Below are 19,164 nucleotides of genomic sequence, written 5' to 3'. Positions count from 1 at the left end.
GTACCGCCGCTTGATACCCTTTGGGAACCCCTCGGCGCCAGAGCCGGATTTGAGAAGGCCCGGCACCGCGCGCCGGCTCAGCCGTGCCTGTCCTTGTTCTCGCCGATGGAGGTGGCGATGTCGGTGAAGGTCGGGGCGGGGCCTTCCTGGCGATTGGTGGCCGCGCGCAGGAAGCGGATGGGAAACAGCACCCCTTCGGCCTGCCCCGGGCTGATGGTGCGGCAGGCGGCATCGCGGCGGCAGGCGTCCTCCGCCTCGGCCAGCGCCGTCTCGATCTCTCCGGATGTGAGGAGGCCCTTGTGCCGCATGGTCTCAAGCAGGCGTGACAAGGCGAGGAGCACGCCTTCCAATTGCAGGTTCGCGGTGTTCATGGGGTCCTCCGGACTGGCCCGGCGTTTCGCCGTCCAGCCATGCCAACGCTGCGGACCTCCCCCCGGTTTCCCCGCGCGCACCGCAGGTTCTCAATTGCACCGTTGCCGCATAGGATGCCCGCCCGCCCCGGCGCCTGCCGCCATTCCACATCCGGTCTCGTCTCCCGTCACGCTTCGCCAGATGGTCGAAGAACGGCGGCCCACGGCGCACCGGGGCGCAAGGCCCGATTCGAACGCCCGATTCGACCGGCGCCCGCGCGGTCCACGGTGCGGCGCCCCTAGGAGGAAGCCAAATGTCCGACGCCTATCCCAACGTCCAGCTCCACATCGACGGTGTCTGGCGCGATGCCGAGGGGGGCCGCCGCATCCCGGTCATCAATCCTGCCACGGAGGAGGAGATCGGCTCGGTCGCCCACTGCTCGCGCGCCGACCTCGACGCGGCGCTGGAGGCCACCGAGCGCGGCTTCGCGACCTGGAGCAAGGTGTCGGCTTTCGAGCGGTCCAAGCTCATGCGCAAGGCCGCCGACCTGCTGCGCGAGCGCGCCGATGGCATCGCCCGGCTGATGACGCTGGAGCAGGGCAAGCCGCTGGTCGAGGCGCGGATGGAGACGCTGGCGGCCGCCGACATCATCGACTGGTTCGCCGAGGAGGCGCGCCGCGCCTATGGCCGCGTCATTCCTGCCCGCGCGCCCGGCGTCTATCAGCTCGTCATCAAGGAGCCGGTGGGGCCGGTGGCGGCCTTCACGCCGTGGAACTTCCCCATCAACCAGGTGGTGCGCAAGCTGTGCGGCGCGCTGGCGGCGGGCTGCTCGATCATCGTTAAGGCGCCGGAGGAGACGCCCGCCTCGCCTGCCGAGCTGATCCGCGCCTTTGTGGACGTGGGCATTCCGGCCGGCGTCATCGGTCTCGTCTATGGCGTGCCGGCGGAAGTGAGCGAATATCTCATTCCGCATCCGACCATCCGCAAGATCACCTTCACCGGCTCCACGCCCGTGGGTAAGCGGCTGGCGGCGCTGGCGGGCGAGCACATGAAGCGCGCCACCATGGAGCTTGGCGGACACTCGCCGGTGATCGTCTTCGACGATGCGGACGTGACCGCCGCGGCCAAGCAGATCGCCACCGCCAAGTTCCGCAATGCCGGGCAGGTGTGCGTCTCGCCGACCCGCTACCTTATTCAGGAGAACGTCTACGAGGAGTTCGTGGACGCCTTCGTCACCGTCGCCAAGGCGGTGAAGGTGGGCAATGGCCTGGAGGCCGGCACCACCATGGGCCCGCTCGCCAACGAGCGCCGCATCCCGGCCATGGAAGCCCTCATCGCCGATGCCCGCCAGAAGGGGGCCGAGGTGGCGACCGGCGGCGCGCGCATTGGAAACAAAGGCTATTTCTTCGAGCCCACGGTGGTCACGGGCGTCACCCGCGAGATGCGGATGATGAACGAGGAGCCGTTCGGCCCGCTGGCCATGATGCTGCCCTTCTCGGATTTCGAGGAGGCCGTCACCGAGGCCAACCGGCTGCCCTATGGCCTTGCCTCCTATGCCTATACCCGCTCGGCCAAGACCGCCCAGCAGGTGGCGCACCGGGTGCAGGCGGGCATGATGACCATCAACCATCTGGGTCTTGCGCTGCCTGAGGTTCCCTTCGGCGGCATCAAGGATTCCGGCTATGGCTCGGAGGGCGGCTCGGAGGCCATCGAGGCCTATCTGAACCCCAAGTTCGTGTCGCAGGCCGGAATCTAACCCTCGGGCAGAAAACCACTTTCGCCGCCCTCCGGCTGGGCTGGAGGGCGGCGGCGGTTCAGGCGCCTACACCAGCATCTGCATGTCGCCGTCCACCGCGATGGCCTGGCCGGAGATGGTGGAGCCCATCGGGGACGACAGGAAAACCGCAACATTGGCAAGGTGTTGTGGCGGGATGAGGCGCTTCAGCGAGGTGGCGGAGAGGGCCATGGCCTGCACCTCCTCCATGGACATGTTGCGCTCGCGCGCCTTGTTCTCGAACACCGAGCGGATGCGCGGCCCGTCCACCGATCCGGGCAGTATGGCATTGGCGCGTATGCCGAATTCGCCCAGCTCCATGGCCAGGGACTTGATGAAGCCCACCACCCCCCATTTCGCCGCCGCATAAGGCGAGCGCAGGGGAAAGCCGAAGCGGCCGGCGGCCGAGGACAGGCCGATGATGGAGGCGTTTTCGCTCTCCTTCAGGGCCGGCACGGCGAGGCGGGTGACGTTGAAATGGCCGGTGATGTCCACCGCCAGAGTGCGGTCCCAGTCCTCCGGCGAGATCTGGTCCACGCGGCCGGTGGGGCCGGCGATTCCCGCATTGTTTACAAGCACATCGAGCCCGCCGAGGCGGCCCAGTGCGCCCTCCATGAAGGCGGCGACGGAGGCGCGGTCGGACACGTCGCACCAGGTTCCGGTGGCGCCCGGGGCGGTGTCGCCGAGGGCTTCCAGGGCGGCATCGTCCACGTCGCAGACTTCCACCCTGGCCCCCTCCTTGAGGAAGGCGCGGGCGATCTCCAGGCCGATGCCGCCAGCGCCGGCGGTGACGATGACTCGGATGCCGGCAATGCCGAGGTCCATGGCGTTCTCCCGAGGTTTTCTTGTGGGGTATCGGTGGTGTCAGGTGCCGTTCGGCGCGCGTTCGGGATCCAGTCAGTCCGGAAGCACGTCGCGCGAGAGGATGAAGTCGCCCGCACTCCAGATATCGGCGACCAGGGCGTCCCGTGCCGCGTCCGAATCGCGGGCCTTGAGGGCGGCGACGAGCTGGGCGTGGTGGAGGTGGGCCTCCCCCTGCCGCACCCGCTCCGGGCCGGCGCGGAAGTCGAGGTTGAGCACGGGGCCGATCTGCAGCCAGAGGCCCTCGATCATCCCCATGAGGGTGGGTAGGTGGGCGGCGCGGTAGAGGGCGAAGTGCAGGTCCTTGTTGTGGCGCATGGCGGCGGCGCCGTCCGGCTTCTTCTTGTCGCGCTCGGCGGCGAAGGCGCGCTCGCAGCGGATCACCTCGGCGATCTCCTCATCCGTCGCCTCGCGGGCGGCGGTGGCGGCGGCGAGGCCTTCGAGACTCGTGCGGATGAGCCGCAGTTCGGCGAAGCGGGCGCGGGACATGAGGGGCACGCGCACGGCGCGGTTGGGCAGCACTTCCAGCGCGTTCTCGGCGACCAGCCGTGACACCGCCTCGCGCACCGGCATGGCGCTGGTGCCGATGGCGGCGGCGAGGCCGCGCAGGGTGAAGCGCTCGCCCGGCGCGGCGCGGCCGGAGAGCAGCAGCTCCTTCAGATCGCCATAGACCTGATCGGCCAAGGTCTGGCGGACGATGCGGCCGACGCGGGCATCGAGCGTGACCGCCGGCTCTTCGCCGCGGACCTCTCCGGCATCGCCGTCTCCGGTGGAAGGTGTCTTGTGTTCCATGATCCGCGTCTGCTATGTGTGATCACAGATAACAGATAGCCGAGCCAGTCGGCAATCATTCCGGTGCGGTCCGAACGGGAAAAATCCTGCCGCCGCAACGTCCAGCCGGATCCATGGGAGGAGACGACGCCGTGAACGACATTCCCCATCACGCCCGCATTGCGTCCGCATCCGTCGGTCGTCGCACGCTCCTGAAGGGCGTCGGCGCGGCCGCGCTTCTCGGCGGCGTCGGCATGCCGGCCATCGTGAAGGCGCAGGCCGACACCGTGACCTTCGGCCACCTCACCCCGCTCACCGGCTTCCTCGGCCCGCTCGGCGCCTACGGCCAGATGGGCGTGCAGCTCGCGGTGGAGGAGCTGAACGCGGCCGGCGGCATCAACGGCCGCAAGATCAACCTGGTGATGGAAGACAGCGTGAACCCCGCCACCGCCTCCTCCAAGGCGGAGCGCTATATCGAACGCGACAAGGCGGCGGTGATCGTGGGCGAGATTTCCTCCGCCTCGGCGCTGGCCATCGCGCAGGTTGCGGCGCGCAACAAGATCGTATTCGTCAATACCGGCGGCAATTCCGATGCCCTGCGCGGCAAGGATTGCAACCGCTACATGTTCCATGTGGAAGGCGCCAACACCCAATATGTGAAGGCGGTGGGCGCGGCGATGCTGCGCGACGGCCTCATCAAGGGCAAGAAGCTCTTCTTCCTCACTGCCGATTACGCCTTCGGCCACGATCTCTCCCGCGTCGCCAAGCGCTACATCGCCCAGAATGGTGGCGAGGTGGTTGCGGATGAGCTGGTGCCCACGGACGCGACGGACTTCTCGCCCTATCTGCTCAAGGTGCGTCAGGCGCGCCCCGACGTGGTGATCTCCAACCTCGCGGGCAACCAGATCACCAACTTCATCAAGCAGTATTCGGAGTTTGGCCTCAAGTATCCGTTCGGCGGCTTCGGCTTCGATACGGCGGTGGCCTGGGGCGCGGGCAAGGATGCCTTCGGCGGCATCTGGCCGCTCATCTGGCACCACGATGTTTCCGCGCCGTCCTCCAAGGCCTTCGTCGCCGCCTTCGTGAAGAAGTGGGGCAAGCCGCCGGAGAATCAGGCGTGGGGCGATTATGTCGCCACCAAGCTCGTGGCCCGCGCCATGATCGAAACCAAGAGCACAGATTCCGCGCAGATCATCTCCTTCTTCGAGAAGGAGAAGGAGCTGGACATCCTGAAGGGGCGCAAGGGCTACTTCCGCGACTGGGACCACCAGCTCATCCAGGAGATGTACACGGTGACGCCCCGCCCGGTGGCGCAGGTGAAGGATAATTGGGACATCATGCTCCTCGGCCCCGCCGTCCCCGGTGACGGCACCGCCCTCGACGTGATCGCGCCCACCCCGGAAGAGAACGCCTGCACCTTCCCCGCGGGGTGAGGATTCCTCCCCTCTCCCCTCGCGGGAGAGGGGCCGGGGGTGAGGGGTGGGGATGTTCCCGCTGGCGGATGCCGGTTCCTGCGACGCCATGCCCCTCACCCCAACCCTCTCCCGCAAGGGGAGAGGGCGTTCGGCCGGCTCGTGCATCACCCTCGCGCCCCGGACGCATGCAGCGCGAGCGGAATGCGAACCGGGACCGCAAGGGTTCGCCGAAGGCGGCTCAAGCGGGGAGGGGGCGGGGCTTTGCCGGCTTCGCCGAACTTTCCGCTGGACCCCGGCTCGGCGCTCCGGCTCCGCCATCGCTGGTCCGGGGCGCAAACGCCTCCCGTCTCCCGCTAGGGGAGAGGGCTTTTGATCGGTAGTCAGGCCGGAGAAGACTTCATGCCCATGGAACTCGTCTTCCTCATCGAGCAGTTGCTCAACGGGCTTCTGGTGGGTGTCGCCTATCTGCTGATCGCCCTCGGCCTCTCGCTCATCTTCTCTCTGGGCGGCATCGTGAACCTCGCCCATGGCGGTTTCTATGCCATCGGCGCCTATATCGGCGTCGAGGTCGGAAACCGCTTCGGCTTTCCCGCCGCCTTCGTCGCCGCGCCCCTCTCCGTGGCGCTCATCGGCATGGTCATCGAGCGCACCTTGTTCTCGCGCTTCTACCGGGCCGATCCCATCCTCTCTTTGCTGCTCACCTTCGGCCTCGCCATGGTGATCGAGCAGGCGCTGCGCATGGCCTTCGGCGCCACGCCCATTCCCTTCTCCATCCCCGCCTTCCTGAAGGGCCAGGTGTTCCTCGGCGACTTCATCTATTCGCGCTATCGCCTCGCCATTCTGGTGGTGGCGGCGGCGGCGGTGCTCGGCCTATGGCTCCTGCTCCAGCGCACCGCCTTCGGCCGGGTGGTGCGGGCCGGCGTGCAGAACCCGGACATGGTGGGCGCGCTCGGCATCTCGCTCACCCCCTATCTCACGGCGGTGGCGGCCATCGGCATCGGCCTTGCGGGCCTCGCCGGCATCATGCTCGCGCCCATTTCCGGCGTGCATCCGGCCATGGGTTCGGAAATCCTCACCGCCGCCTTCGTGGTGGTGGTCATCGGCGGCCTCGGCTCCTTCTGGGGCGTGGTGGCGGCGGGGCTGCTGGTGGGCCTCGTGCGCGGCCTCACCGTCTATTTCATCCCGCCGGCGGCCGAGGCGTCCATGTACGTCCTGATGCTGGCGGTGCTGCTCACCCGTCCGCGCGGCCTGTTCGGCGAGCGCATCCTGCGCTTCGAGTGATTGCCATGCCCAAGGCCTCTCCCGTGCCCGCCGCCTCCGCCGCCCCTTTCGTGACTGCGACCCCTCCCGCCTCAGGAGCCGCGATGCTCGCCCGCAATGCCAACCTCATCGTCGCCGCCGCGGCGCTCGCCGTGCTGCCGGCGCTGCTCTCCGCCCTCGGACTGACGGTGACGTCCGCGACCGACGTGGTGATCCTCGCCCTCGCCTGCATGGCGCTGAACCTGCTCGTCGGCTACACCGGCCTCGTCTCCTTCGGCCATGGCGCCTGGTTCGGCCTCGGCGCCTATGCGGCCGCGCTCCTCCAGCAGCGGCTGTTTCCAGAGTGGGGCCTCGTGCTCGCCATCCCGGCGGCGGTGCTGGTGACGCTGGCGGCCATCCCGGTGGGATACGTGGTGCTGCGGCGGCGCGGCGTCTATTTCTCCCTGCTGACGCTGGCGCTGACGGCGCTCGCTTATACCGTCGCCTTCCGCTGGACCGCCGTGACCGGCGGCGAGAACGGCCTCGGCGGCGTCAATCGCGGCCCCTTCCTCGGCCTCGACGTGGATCGCAATGCCACCTTCTACTGGGTGGTGGCGGTGGCGGCCTTCCTCATCATCCTCACGCTCCAGCGCTTCGTGCGCTCGCCGGTGGGCACGGTGCTGGTCGCCATCCGCGAGAACGAGCAGCGGGCGCGCTTCATCGGCTACGATACGCGGGCCTACAAGATCGCCTGCTTCACCCTCTCGGCCGGCCTCACGGCGTTCGCCGGGGCGCTGCTCGCCTTCAACCACCGCTTCGCCTCGGCCGATCCCATCGCCATCGCCTTTTCGGGCGAGCTTCTGGCCATGGTGGTCATCGGCGGCATGCGCTCCTTCCTCGGGCCGGCGCTGGGCGCGCTGTTCTTCGTGCTGTTCCGCGAGTTCCTGTCCATGTGGACGGCGAACTGGCTGTTCTGGTTCGGCCTGCTGTTCATGGCCTTCATCGTCTTCTCGCCCACCGGCCTCGTCGGCGTCGCCGGCCGGCTGCTGGCGCCGCTGAGGAAGAAGACCGTCGAAGCGGCCGCCATGGGCCGGCGCACTTCGGCGGAGCGGCGGCCGCTTCCGTCGTCCCTCACCGCCCGGGCTCGCTGGGAGAGCCCCGCGCCGCTTCTGGAGGCGAAGAACCTCGCCCTGGGCTTCGGCGCCATCAAGGCGGTGCGGTCCGGCGCGGTGGCGGTGAAGGACCGGACGCTCCACGCCCTCATCGGCCCCAACGGCGCGGGCAAGACCTCCACCTTCAACATGATCTCCGGCATGTTCCCGCCCAATTCCGGCGAGATCCGCCTCGCCGGCGAGCGCATCGACGGGCTCTCGCCCAACGCCGTGTGCATGAAGGGCCTCGCGCGCTCCTTCCAGATCACCAACCTGTTCCCGACCCTCTCGGTGGAGGAAAACCTGCGCCTCGGCGTGCAGGCCACCCACAAGAGCCGGCTCAACCCCTGGCGCGATGCCGCCGCCATTCCCGAGATCAACGCCGAGACGGCGGAGATGGTGGCCTTCCTCGGGGTCGCCGGCATGGAGCGGGCGGAGGCGGGTGCGCTCTCCTATGGCGGGCAGCGCCTGCTGGACATGGGTCTTGCGCTGACCTCCCGCCCGCGCGTGCTGCTGCTGGACGAGCCTTTGGCGGGCCTTGCGGCGGCGGAGCGCAACCGCGTCTCCAACCTCATCAAGGACATTTCCGCCGAGGTGCCGGTGCTCCTCGTGGAGCACGACATCGACCGGGTGTTCGAGCTCGCTGACGCGGTGACCGTGATGGCCGATGGCGCGGTGCTGGTGGACGGCACGGTGGAGGATGCGCGCTCCGACAAGCGCGTGCAGGAGGTCTATATCGGCTCCGGCGCCGCCGCCCTTGCCGCCCGCGACCTCGAATCCGCCGCCACCGACACCGTTATGCTGCGGCTCCACGGCATCGACGCCTTCTACGGCAAGAGCCGCATCCTCGCCGGCGTCTCGCTGGAGGCGAAGGAGGGCGAGATCCTCGCGCTGCTCGGCCGCAACGGGGCGGGCAAGTCCACCTTGCTCAAGGCCATCACCGGCATCGTCAAGCCCATGAACGGGTCGCTGACGCTGGCGGGCGAGGAACTCATGGGCCTGTCCTCCGCCGCCATCGCCCGGCGCGGCGTCGGCTACGTGCCGCAGGGCCGGGCGCTGTTCCATGGCATGAGCGTGCGCCACAATCTCGAACTCGGACGGCTGAAGCGCATCACCGGCGCGGGCAAGCACTTCAGCGAGGAGGAGGTGCTGGACCTCTTCCCCCGCCTCAAGGTGCGCATGGACACGCCGGCCGACCTGCTCTCCGGCGGAGAGCAGCAGATGGTGGCGGTGGCCCGCGCGCTCATGGGCGACACCCGCGTGCTGCTGCTGGACGAGCCCTTCGAGGGCCTGTCCCCGGCGGTGACGGAAGAATTGTTCGACGCCTTCGACCGGCTGCGCCGCTCGCTCACCCTCGTCATCGTCGATCACCATCTCGACGTGGTGCTGAACCTCGCCGACCGCGCGGTGGTGCTGGAGCGCGGCGAGGTGGTGCACGAAGGCCCCGCCCGTCCGCTCGCCCGCGACCTCGACCTGCGGAGGCAGGTGCTGTGGCTGTGAGTGTGGTTCGCGCCTATGCGCCGCGTTTCAAGTCATGCCCCGGCTTGTCCGGGGCATCCACCCTGCCGTGAGAGGCGTTTCCCGGCAGCCATGCGCCGGACTTTCGGCAAGGTGGATCCCCCGGACAAGCCGGGGGATGACGACGGTTTGCAGTGAATCCATGAAGAGGCAGTCATGACCAAGATCGCCATCATCGGCTCCGGCTTCATCGGCCGCGCCTGGGCCATCACCTTCGCCCGCGCCGGGTTTGACGTGGCGCTGGCCGACAAGGCGCCGGGCGCGCCCGAGGCGGCGCTGGCTTACATCGAGGGCGTGCTGCCCGATCTCGCCGCCAACGACCTCCTCAACGGCGCGAGCCCCGAGGCCGTGCGCGCGCGCCTGTCCGCCGCCGCCTCCTATGACGAGGCGCTTGAGGGCGCCGTCCACGCGCAGGAGAATGCGCCGGAAGATCTCGCCCTCAAGCAGGCGCTCTATGCGGAGCTGGACGCGCTCGCCGCGCCCGAGACGGTGCTCGCCTCCTCGACCTCGGCGATCCTGCCCTCGCGCTTTACCGAGACCCTGACGCATCGCGAGCGGGTGTGCGTGTGCCACCCCATCAACCCGCCTTATCTGATCCCGGCCGTGGAGGTGGTGCCCGCGCCGTGGACCTCCGCGGACACCATGACCCGCGCCGCCGACCTCATGCGCGCCGCCGGCCAGTCGCCCATCGTGATGAAGCGCGAGCTGGACGGCTTCGTCATGAACCGCATGCAGGGCGCGCTGCTGGAAGAGGCGTTCCGCCTCGTGGCGGACGGCTATGCCAGCGTCGAGGACGTGGACATCGGCATCCGCGAGGGCCTGGCCCTGCGCTGGTCCTTCATGGGTCCGTTCGAGACAATCGACCTCAACGCGCCCGGCGGCGTCGCGGACTATGTGGCGCGCTACCAGCAGATCTATGAGCGCATCTCGCCCGACCAGTGGCGCCGCGTGGACTGGGCCGGCCCGGTGCTGGAGACCGTGCTGGCCGAGCGCCGCGCGCGCCTCGCCCACGATGCCCTTCAGGAGCGGCAGGTGTGGCGCGACCGCCGGCTGATGGCGCTCGCCGCCCACAAGCGCAAGGCCGACAAGGACATCGGCGCCTGAAGCTTTCGCCTTTCCGACATTCCCGACCATAGAGGCAAGACCATCATGACCGAGGCAGCCCCCGCCAAGAAATCCAACCGCAAGGTCATCATCACCTGCGCCATCACGGGGGCGATCCACACGCCCACCATGTCGCCCTATCTGCCCATCACGCCGGACGAGATCGTGGCCGACGCGCTGAAGGCAGCCGAGGCCGGCGCGGCCATCCTGCATCTGCATGCCCGCAACCCGGAAACCGGCCAGCCGGACCAGACGCCGGAGGCCTTCGCGCCCTTCCTGCCGCGCATCAAGCAGGCCACCAGCGCGGTCATCAACATCACCTCCGGCGGCAGCCCCTACATGAAGGTGGAGGAGCGCGTGCTGCCCGCCGCCACCTTCAAGCCGGAAGTCGCCTCCCTCAACATGGGCTCCATGAATTTCGGGCTGTTCCACCTGCTCGACAAGTACAAGGAGTTCAAGCACCCGTGGGAGAAGACGCATCTTGAAAACACGCGCGATCTCGTCTTCCGCAACACCTTCAAGGATATCGAATATATCCTGACCACCTGCTACGATAACGGCACCCGCTTCGAGTTCGAGTGCTACGACATCGGCCATCTCTACAATCTCGCGCACTTCCTGGAGCGCGGGCTGGTGAAGCCGCCGCTGTTCGTGCAGTCCGTGTTCGGGCTTCTCGGCGGCATCGGTCCCCACCCCGAGGACGTGATGCACATGAAGCGCACCTGCGACCGGCTGTTCGGCGATCAGTATCGCTGGTCCGTGCTCGGCGCCGGCCGCAACCAGCTCCCCATCGCCGCCATGGCCGCTTCCATGGGCGGCAACATCCGCGTGGGGCTGGAGGATTCGCTCTGGGCCGGCCGCGGCAAGCTCGCCACCTCCAACGCCGATCAGGTGAAGCTCGCCGCCAAGATCATCGAGGGTCTGGGGCTGGAAGTGGCCAGCCCCGACGAGGCGCGTGAGATCCTGGAGCTGAAGGGCGCGGACAAGACGAACATCTGAGGGTGCGAAGGCGCGGCAGCTCACCTCGTGAGCCGCCGCGCACTGCGGGCCCCATCAACGACGCACAAAAAAGCCCCCGGCCGATGGCCGGGGGCTTTTGCTTTCAGGATCAGGCGATCTCGATCTGCGGCTCAGGCCATGGGCCTCAGCGCGGCAGGGTGGTGGCGCCCATCAGGTCCTTGTCGATGGCGTGGGCGGCCTGACGGCCTTCGCGGATGGCCCAGACCACCAGCGACTGGCCGCGGCGCATGTCGCCGGCGGCGTAGAGCTTCGGCACGGAGGTGGCATAGGCCTCCTCGTCCGCCTTCACGTTGCCGCGCTTGTCCAGCGCCGCGCCGGACTGCTCGATGAGCCCGGAGAACAGCGGGTGGGCGAAGCCGATGGCAAGGAAGACGAGATCGGCGCGCAGCACGAACTCGGTGCCGGGGATGGGCTGGCGCTTGGCATCCACGCGGGCGCACTTCACGCCGGTGACGCGGCCGTTGCGGCCCTCGATGCCCAGCGTGGCGCAGGCGAACTCGCGCTCGGCGCCCTCGGCCTGGGAGGAGGAGGTGCGGAACTTGGTGGGCCAGAAGGGCCACACCGCCAGCTTGTCCTCCTTCATGGGCGGCACGGCGCGGATGTCGAGCTGGGTGACCGAGAGCGCGCCCTGGCGGAAGGCGGTGCCCACGCAGTCGGAGGCGGTGTCGCCGCCGCCCACCACCACCACATGCTTGCCGCCGGCGAGGATCGGGATCTCGTTCACCGGCTCGTCGCCCTCGCGACGGTTGGACTGCACGAGATAGGGCATGGCGAAGTGCACGCCTTCCATCTCCTGCCCGGGCAGGCCGGGATCGCGCGGGGCCTCGGAGCCGCCGGCGAGCAGCACCGCATCATGGCCGTCGAGCAGCTCCTGCAGGGGGCGCACCACACCGATATTCTCGTTGTAGTGGAAGGTGACCCCTTCCGCCTCCATCTGCTTCACCCGGCGGTCGATGTGGTGCTTCTCCATCTTGAAGTCGGGGATGCCGTAGCGCAGCAGGCCGCCGGCCTTGGGCTCGCGCTCATAGACATGCACGTCGTGGCCGGCGCGGGCGAGCTGCTGGGCGGCGGCGAGGCCCGCCGGGCCGGAGCCGATGATGGCCACCTTCTTGCCGGTCTTCACGGCGGCGGGCTCGGGCTTGATCCAGCCCTTCTTCCACGCCTTGTCGGCGATGGCCTGCTCCACCGTCTTGATGGTGACGGGCACGTCCTCGAGGTTCAGCGTGCAGGCTTCCTCGCACGGGGCGGGGCAGATGCGGCCGGTGAACTCGGGGAAATTGTTGGTGGAGTGGAGATTGCGCGAGGCCTCTTCCCACTCGTTGCGATAGACGAGGTCGTTCCAGTCCGGGATCTGGTTGTTGACCGGGCAGCCGGTGGAGCCGTGGCAGAAGGGGATGCCGCAATCCATGCAGCGCGACGCCTGGTTCTCCACCTCGGCGTCGGGCAGCGGCAGCGTGAACTCGCGGAAATGGCGGATGCGGTCGGATGCGGGCTGATACTTCTGCTCGCGCCGATCAATCTCCAGGAACCCCGTGACCTTGCCCATAAAAACCTCGTTGGCGAACCTTGAGGGAACCGCCGCGCGCGCCGGATGTCTCCGCGTGCCGCACCACCAGTTCCATTACAAGAATTGTTCCAGCTTGAGGACTCGGTTTTCGCGCGCGTTCCCGCACGGGCTACCGGCCCGCTCGCCGGCCGTTCGGGGCCGGCCGGCGTCCCCTCCGAAGAGGGGACGCTCCTGCCTCATTCGGCCGCCGCGAGGCCGCGGCGCTTCTCCATTTCGCGCAGGGCACGGCGGTATTCCACCGGCATCACCTTGACGAACTTGGAGCGGTAGTCCGCCCAGTTGTCGAGGATCATCTGCGCCCGCGCCGAGCCCGTATGGTGCAGGTGCTTGGCGATGAGCTGGTGCAGGCGCTCCTCGTCGTGGCGGGACATGTCGCCCTGCACGTCGATGCGGCCCTTGAACTCCAGGTCGCCGCCGTGGTGGTGGAGGCGCTCCAGGAGATCCTCCTCCTCCTCGACCGGCTCCAGGTCCACCATGGAGAGGTTGCAGCGCTTGGCGAAGCTCTTGTCTTCGTCGAGCACGTAGGCGACGCCGCCGGACATACCGGCCGCGAAGTTGCGTCCCGTGGGGCCGATGACCACCACGATGCCGCCGGTCATGTACTCGCAGCCATGGTCGCCGGTGCCTTCGACGACGGCGATTGCCCCCGAATTGCGCACCGCGAAGCGTTCGCCGGCGATGCCGTGGAAGTAGCACTCGCCTTCGGTCGCCCCATACATCACGGTGTTGCCGACGATGATGGAGTTTTCCGGCACGATGGCCGAATGGGCCGGCGGCCGCACGATGATGCGCCCGCCCGAGAGGCCCTTGCCCACATAGTCGTTGGCCTCTCCGACGAGGTCGAAGGTGACGCCGGCCGCGAGGAAGGCGCCGAAGGCCTGGCCCGCTGTGCCCGACAGGGTGACGTGGATGGTGTCGTCGGGCAGGCCGGCGCCGCCATAGGCCTTCGCCACCGCGCCCGAGAGCATGGCGCCGGCGGAGCGGTCCACCGAGCGGATCGGCGTCTCGATCTCCACGCGCTCGCCGCGCTCCAGCGCCGGGGCCGCCTTCGCGATCAGGGTGCGGTCGAGCACCTTCTCGATGGGGTGGTGCTGGCGCTCGGTGTGGCGGATGCCCACGTCGGCCGGCATCTGCGGCACCGCGAAGATGCGCGAGAAGTCGAGGCCCTTGGCCTTCCAGTGGTCGATGGCGGCCTTCTGGTCCAGCACGTCGGCGCGGCCCACCATCTCCTCCACCTTGCGGAAGCCGAGGGAGGCCATGAGCTCGCGCACCTCTTCCGCGATGAAGAAGAAGTAGTTGATGACGTGCTCGGGCGTGCCCTTGAAGCGCTTGCGCAGAACAGGGTCCTGCGTCGCCACGCCCACCGGGCAGGTGTTCAGGTGGCACTTGCGCATCATGATGCAGCCCGCCGCGATGAGCGGGGCGGTGGAGAAGGCGAACTCATCGGCACCGAGCAGGGCGCCGATCACCACGTCCCGGCCGGTGCGCAGGCCGCCGTCCACCTGCAGCGCGACGCGCGAGCGCAGGCGGTTGGCCACCAGCGTCTGCTGGGTCTCGGCGAGGCCCATCTCCCAAGGCGAGCCGGCGTGCTTGATGGAGGTGAGCGGGCTCGCGCCCGTGCCGCCTTCGAAGCCGGAGATGGTGATGTGGTCGGCGCGCGCCTTGGCCACGCCGGCCGCCACCGTGCCCACGCCGACCTCGGAGACGAGCTTCACCGACACGTCCGCGTCGGGATTCACGTTCTTCAGGTCGTAGATGAGCTGGGCGAGGTCCTCGATGGAATAGATGTCATGGTGCGGGGGCGGGGAGATGAGGCCCACGCCCGGGGTGGAGTGGCGCACCTTGGCGATCACCGCGTCCACCTTGTGGCCGGGCAATTGTCCGCCCTCGCCGGGCTTGGCGCCCTGCGCGACCTTGATCTGCATCACGTCGGAATTGACGAGATATTCCGCCGTCACGCCGAAGCGGCCGGAGGCCACCTGCTTGATGGCGGAGCGCATGCTGTCGCCGTTGGGCAGGGGCTTGAAGCGCTCGGGCTCCTCGCCACCCTCGCCGGTGTTCGACTTGCCGCCGATCCGGTTCATGGCGATGGCGAGGGTGGTGTGCGCCTCGCGCGAGATGGAGCCGAACGACATGGCGCCGGTGACGAAGCGCTTCACGATCTCGGAGGCGGGCTCCACCTCGGAGATGTCCACGCTCGCCTGCCCGATCTCTTCCGCGCCCTTGATGCGGAACAGCGAGCGCACGGTGAGGAGGCGCTTGTCCTCCTCGTTGATCATGGCGGCGAACGCCTTGTACTTGTCCTGCGCGTTGCCGCGCACGGCGTGCTGCAGGGTCGCGACCGAATCCGGCGACCAGGCATGGTCCTCGCCGCGGATGCGGTAGGCGTATTCGCCGCCCACATCGAGCGCCATGCGGAAGATGGGCGCGTCGGAGAAGGCGAGGGTGTGCCGCCGCACGGTCTCCTCGGCGATCTCCGGCAGGCCGACGCCCTCGATGGTGGTGGCGGTGCCGAAGAAATACTTGCTCACCACGTCGGAGGAGAGGCCCACCGCATCGAAGATCTGCGCGCCGCAATAGGACTGATAGGTGGAGATGCCCATCTTGGACATCACCTTCAGCAGCCCCTTGTCGATGGACTTGATGAAGCGCTTCACGATCTCCTTGTCGTCCACCTCCTCCGGGATCTCGTCCTTCATGGAGAGCAGGGTCTCGAAGGCGAGATAGGGGTTGATGGCCTCGGCGCCGTAGCCGGCGAGACAGGCGAAGTGATGCACTTCCCGCGCCTCGCCGGTCTCGATCACGAGACCGACCGAGGTGCGCAGGCCCTTGCGGATGAGGTGGTGGTGCACCGCCGCCGTGGCGAGCAGCGCCGGGATCGGGATGCGGTCCGGTCCGATCATGCGGTCGGACAGGATGATGATGTTGTAGCCGCCATGGACGGCCGCCTCGGCGCGCTCGCAGAGGCGCTCGACGGCATCCTCCATGCCCGCCGCGCCCTTGTCGGACGGGTAGGTGATGTCCAGCGTGCGGGTGTCGAACCGCTCCTCCATGAAGCCGATGGAGCGGATCTTCTCCAGGTCCTCGTTGGTGAGGATGGGCTGGCGCACCTCAAGGCGCTTGCGGCGGGCGTTGCCCTCCAGGTCGAAGATGTTCGGCCGCGGCCCGATGAAGGAGACGAGGCTCATCACCAGCTCCTCGCGGATCGGGTCGATGGGCGGGTTCGTCACCTGCGCGAAGTTCTGCTGGAAGTAGCTGAACAGCGACTTCGACTTGTTGGACAGCACGCTGATGGGCGTGTCGGTGCCCATGGAGCCCACCGCTTCCTGGCCGGTGATGGCCATGGGCGCCATGAGCAGCTTGAGGTCTTCCTGCGTGTAGCCGAAGGCCTGCTGGCGATCGAGCAGCGACACGTCGGTGCGCACCTCGCGCGCCTCGACGGGGCGCAGGTCTTCCAGCACCAGCTGGGTGTGCTTCAGCCACTCCTTGTAGGGGTTGGCGCGGGCCAGCTCGGTCTTGATCTCCTCGTCGGGGACGAGGCGGCCTTCCTCGAGGTCCACCAGCAGCATCTTGCCGGGCTGGAGGCGCCACTTGGTGACGATCTTCTCCTCGGGCAGCGTGAGCACGCCCATTTCCGAGGCGAGGACGATGGTGTCGTCGCTCGTCACCATGTAGCGGGCGGGGCGCAGGCCGTTGCGGTCCAGCGTTGCGACGATCTGGCGGCCGTCGGTGGCGACGATGGCGGCGGGGCCGTCCCACGGCTCCATGAGGGAGGCGTGATACTCGTAGAAGGCGCGCCGCTCCTCGTCCATGAGCGGGTTGCCGGCCCAGGCCTCGGGCACCAGCATCATGGCCGCGTGGGGCAGCGAGTAGCCGCCCTGCACCAGGAATTCGAGCGCGTTGTCGAAGCAGGCGGTGTCGGACTGGCCCTCATAGCTGATGGGCCAGAGCTTGGAGATGTCGGCGCCGAACAGCTCCGAATCCACGCTCGCCTGCCGCGCCGCCATCCAGTTGACGTTGCCGCGCAGGGTGTTGATCTCGCCGTTGTGCGCCACCATGCGATAGGGGTGGGCCAGCGGCCAGGCCGGGAAGGTGTTGGTGGAGAAGCGCTGGTGCACCAGGGCGAGCGCGCTCTCGAAGTCCGGATCGTGCAGGTCCGGATAATAGGCGCCGAGCTGGTCGGCCAGGAACATGCCTTTGTAGACCAGCGTGCGGCAGGACAGCGACACCGGGTAGTAGCCGGCGGTGCGCGGGTCCTTGGCGCCGTAGACGGTGTTGGAGATCACCTTGCGCAGCACGAACAGGCGGCGCTCGAAGCCGTCCTCGTCGCCCGCGAACTCGCCGCGGCCGATGAAGATCTGCACATGCTTGGGCTCGGTCGGCAGCACGCTGACGCCGAGGGAGGAATTGTCGGTGGGCACGTCGCGCCAGCCGATGAGCACGAAGCCCTCTTCCGCCACCACCCGCTCATAGGCGGCGCGCACGATGGCCTCGCCCTCGGGATCGCGCGGCATGAAGATGTGGCCGACGGCATATTCGCCGGGCTCGGGCAGGGTGATGCCGAGGCGGGCCGCCTCCTTGGCGAAGAACTTGTGCGGGATCTGCACCAGCATGCCCGCGCCGTCGCCGGCGCGCGGATCGGCGCCCACCGCGCCGCGGTGCTCCAGGTTGAGCAGGATGTTGATGCCGTCCTGGACGATGCGGTGGCTCTTGCGGCCCTTGATATCGGCGATGAAGCCGACGCCGCAGGCGTCACGCTCGTGCGCCGGGTCGAACAGGCCGAAAGCGTCCGGACGGCCGACGATCGCCGGGTCTTTCACGGCGGCGGCAGTGTGAGCCACGCTTCCGATCAAGCCATCCTTGCGATCCATCGGTGCCATCTGACCATTCCTTTTCCATAGGGCAGCACGCTGCCCGCCATTGCCGGCTGTGCCGCCGGCTTCCCCAGACTGTCGGTCCCATGCGCATCGCGCCGGGCGCCGGACCCCCTTCTCCCGGACGGGACGTCCCGGCGATATCCGATACCTGCTTTGCAACTTTTGCACCACAGCCGCGCCGCGCGGAACTGCGCCTCCGTCCGACCTCGGCCGGCGGCGGGCCAGCCCTGTGGAACGTGAGCTCGGCAATTCAGCGCGCACGGGAGATAGGGAAGTACGACTGCCCTATCTCGGCGAAGATGACAGAAAAGCAGCAGCCTCACAAGCGCCACGATGGCGCAGAAGCGGTCAAATTGGCGAAAAATTGCGCGACCGGCGGTTCTGGCGCAAGAACGGTACGGGGCGGTTGTCCCTCGCGCAACGGGATTTCGGCGCCTCCCGAGGGCACCCGCGCCCGATGCCGCCTGCCCGACCCCGTCCCGTCCCACGGCTGCCGCATTGGAAGGCTTATGTGACCGGGAATCGGGCGCTTCGCCAGATGCTGCTTAAGCCTGCGTGCCCGCGCGAGACCGGATATGCAGGCGCCGGCCGATCGATGCGAAGCGTCCAACGCCACTTCTATCGATCCGGAGCAGCGCCGTGCCCCACACCGTCACCCTTCCCGTCGGCTCCCGGCCGGTGCTGCGCGCGGCGGCCGTCTCTGCCCTTCTCCTGGGCAGCGCGCTGCCGGCTGCGGCGCAGGTGCTGATCTATGAGGGGCAGCCCGGCCTTGCGCCGCGCGGCTATCCGGTGCCGCCCGGCGCCTATCCCCCGGGCACCTATCCCAGCGGGGCGTATGGCGTGCCGCAGGCGCGCTATCCCGTGCTGCCGCCGGAGGAGATCCGCGGCATCGTCCAGAGCCTGGGCTACTGGAATATCGGCGCGCCCAAGCTCTCTGGCCGCTTCTATCTCATCGCCGCATCCGATCAGGAGGGGCGGGCGCTGCTGCGGGTGAATGCCTTTACCGGCCGCGTGGTCAGCGCGCGCACCATTCCCGGCGGACCCGCCGTGGCGGCGCCGGCTCCCGCGCCCCAGCGCCAGGCGCCGCCCGCGACGGCGCGCGCCGTTCCGCCGGCTCCTGCGCCGTCCTATTCCGCTGCTCCGTCGCCCTCGATAGCCGGCACCCCGGCGCCGCTGCCGCCCCAGCGCCCGCCCGAGGCGACCATGGCCGCCGTCACGCCCGCGCCTGCGGCCGTGGCCCCCGCCGCGCCGGTCGTCCCCACGCCTGCGCCTGCTGCCGCATCGGCTCCTGCTGCTGCGACGCCTCCGGCCCAGCCGGCGCCCGGCGCCAGCGCGAATGCACCGGCCGGGCAGACGGCCGCCCAGCAATCGGCCAATGCCGCGCCCTCCGCGACCCCGGCGAGCCCCGCCCAGCCGCAGAAGCGCAAGGCGGGCGCCGGCACGGCGACCACCGACAGCGCGTCGGCAGGCACCGCCTCGGTCCTGTCGCGTCCGAAAGGTCAGTAAGGAAGGCCGG

12 protein-coding genes are annotated in these 19,164 nt (G+C 68.7%); 7 read left to right on the top strand and 5 right to left on the bottom strand.

Features of this window, described 5'->3' with window-relative positions; all coding sequences use genetic code 11:
• Nucleotides 1-77 precede the first annotated feature (77 nt).
• Nucleotides 78-371, bottom strand: coding sequence for a hypothetical protein (locus FHT36_RS18365; RefSeq protein WP_169123943.1), 294 nt, complete (start codon nt 369-371; stop codon nt 78-80).
• 293 nt (nt 372-664) lie between these two features.
• On the opposite strand from FHT36_RS18365, the gene FHT36_RS18360 reads away from it, so the two are divergent.
• Nucleotides 665-2,107, top strand: coding sequence for an NAD-dependent succinate-semialdehyde dehydrogenase (locus FHT36_RS18360; RefSeq protein WP_169123942.1), 1,443 nt, complete (start codon nt 665-667; stop codon nt 2,105-2,107).
• A 66-nt stretch (nt 2,108-2,173) separates the two neighbouring features.
• On the opposite strand, the gene FHT36_RS18355 is transcribed toward FHT36_RS18360, so the two are convergent.
• Complete coding sequence (locus FHT36_RS18355) at nt 2,174-2,950, bottom strand: SDR family oxidoreductase (protein WP_169123941.1); 777 nt, start codon at nt 2,948-2,950, stop codon at nt 2,174-2,176.
• A 72-nt stretch (nt 2,951-3,022) separates the two neighbouring features.
• Nucleotides 3,023-3,778: a GntR family transcriptional regulator gene (locus FHT36_RS18350; RefSeq protein ID WP_169123940.1), complete on the bottom strand. Its 756-nt coding sequence runs from the start codon at nt 3,776-3,778 to the stop codon at nt 3,023-3,025.
• A gap of 113 nt (nt 3,779-3,891) precedes the next feature.
• Between FHT36_RS18350 and FHT36_RS18345 the strand changes: the two genes are divergently transcribed.
• The 5 genes from FHT36_RS18345 (at nt 3,892) to FHT36_RS18325 (ending at nt 11,183) form a co-directional block, all read left to right on the top strand.
• Nucleotides 3,892-5,190 carry an ABC transporter substrate-binding protein gene (locus tag FHT36_RS18345; RefSeq protein WP_169123939.1) on the top strand — a complete coding sequence of 433 codons (1,299 nt, stop codon included), beginning with the start codon at nt 3,892-3,894 and terminating at the stop codon, nt 5,188-5,190.
• A 387-nt stretch (nt 5,191-5,577) separates the two neighbouring features.
• A complete protein-coding gene (locus tag FHT36_RS18340) occupies nt 5,578-6,453 on the top strand; it encodes a branched-chain amino acid ABC transporter permease (RefSeq protein ID WP_169124125.1) in 876 nt (291 codons plus the stop codon).
• Between the two features lie 83 nt (nt 6,454-6,536).
• A complete protein-coding gene (locus tag FHT36_RS18335; protein ID WP_169123938.1) occupies nt 6,537-9,062 on the top strand; it encodes a branched-chain amino acid ABC transporter ATP-binding protein/permease in 2,526 nt (841 codons plus the stop codon).
• A 174-nt stretch (nt 9,063-9,236) separates the two neighbouring features.
• Complete coding sequence (locus FHT36_RS18330) at nt 9,237-10,184, top strand: 3-hydroxyacyl-CoA dehydrogenase (RefSeq protein ID WP_169123937.1); 948 nt, start codon at nt 9,237-9,239, stop codon at nt 10,182-10,184.
• A gap of 45 nt (nt 10,185-10,229) precedes the next feature.
• Nucleotides 10,230-11,183 carry a 3-keto-5-aminohexanoate cleavage protein gene (locus tag FHT36_RS18325; RefSeq protein WP_169123936.1) on the top strand — a complete coding sequence of 318 codons (954 nt, stop codon included), beginning with the start codon at nt 10,230-10,232 and terminating at the stop codon, nt 11,181-11,183.
• A gap of 145 nt (nt 11,184-11,328) precedes the next feature.
• Here FHT36_RS18325 and FHT36_RS18320 read toward each other — a convergent pair whose 3' ends face one another.
• Together FHT36_RS18320 and gltB are read right to left on the bottom strand one after the other, a co-directional pair.
• Nucleotides 11,329-12,750 carry a glutamate synthase subunit beta gene (locus FHT36_RS18320; RefSeq protein WP_169123935.1) on the bottom strand — a complete coding sequence of 474 codons (1,422 nt, stop codon included), beginning with the start codon at nt 12,748-12,750 and terminating at the stop codon, nt 11,329-11,331.
• A gap of 197 nt (nt 12,751-12,947) precedes the next feature.
• Entirely contained in the window at nt 12,948-17,651 is a 4,704-nt protein-coding gene (gene gltB / locus FHT36_RS18315; RefSeq protein WP_169123934.1) for a glutamate synthase large subunit, read from the bottom strand.
• Between the two features lie 636 nt (nt 17,652-18,287).
• Here gltB and FHT36_RS18310 point away from each other — a divergent pair.
• Nucleotides 18,288-19,154: a hypothetical protein gene (locus FHT36_RS18310; protein WP_169123933.1), complete on the top strand. Its 867-nt coding sequence runs from the start codon at nt 18,288-18,290 to the stop codon at nt 19,152-19,154.
• The last annotated feature ends 10 nt before the right edge of the window (nt 19,155-19,164 follow it).

Source organism: Xanthobacter sp. SG618, assembly GCF_012932745.1.
GTDB classification, from domain to species: domain Bacteria; phylum Pseudomonadota; class Alphaproteobacteria; order Rhizobiales; family Xanthobacteraceae; genus Xanthobacter; species Xanthobacter flavus.
Note: the sequence above shows the minus strand (reverse complement) of the source record. Positions and strands in the feature narration are given on the sequence as shown.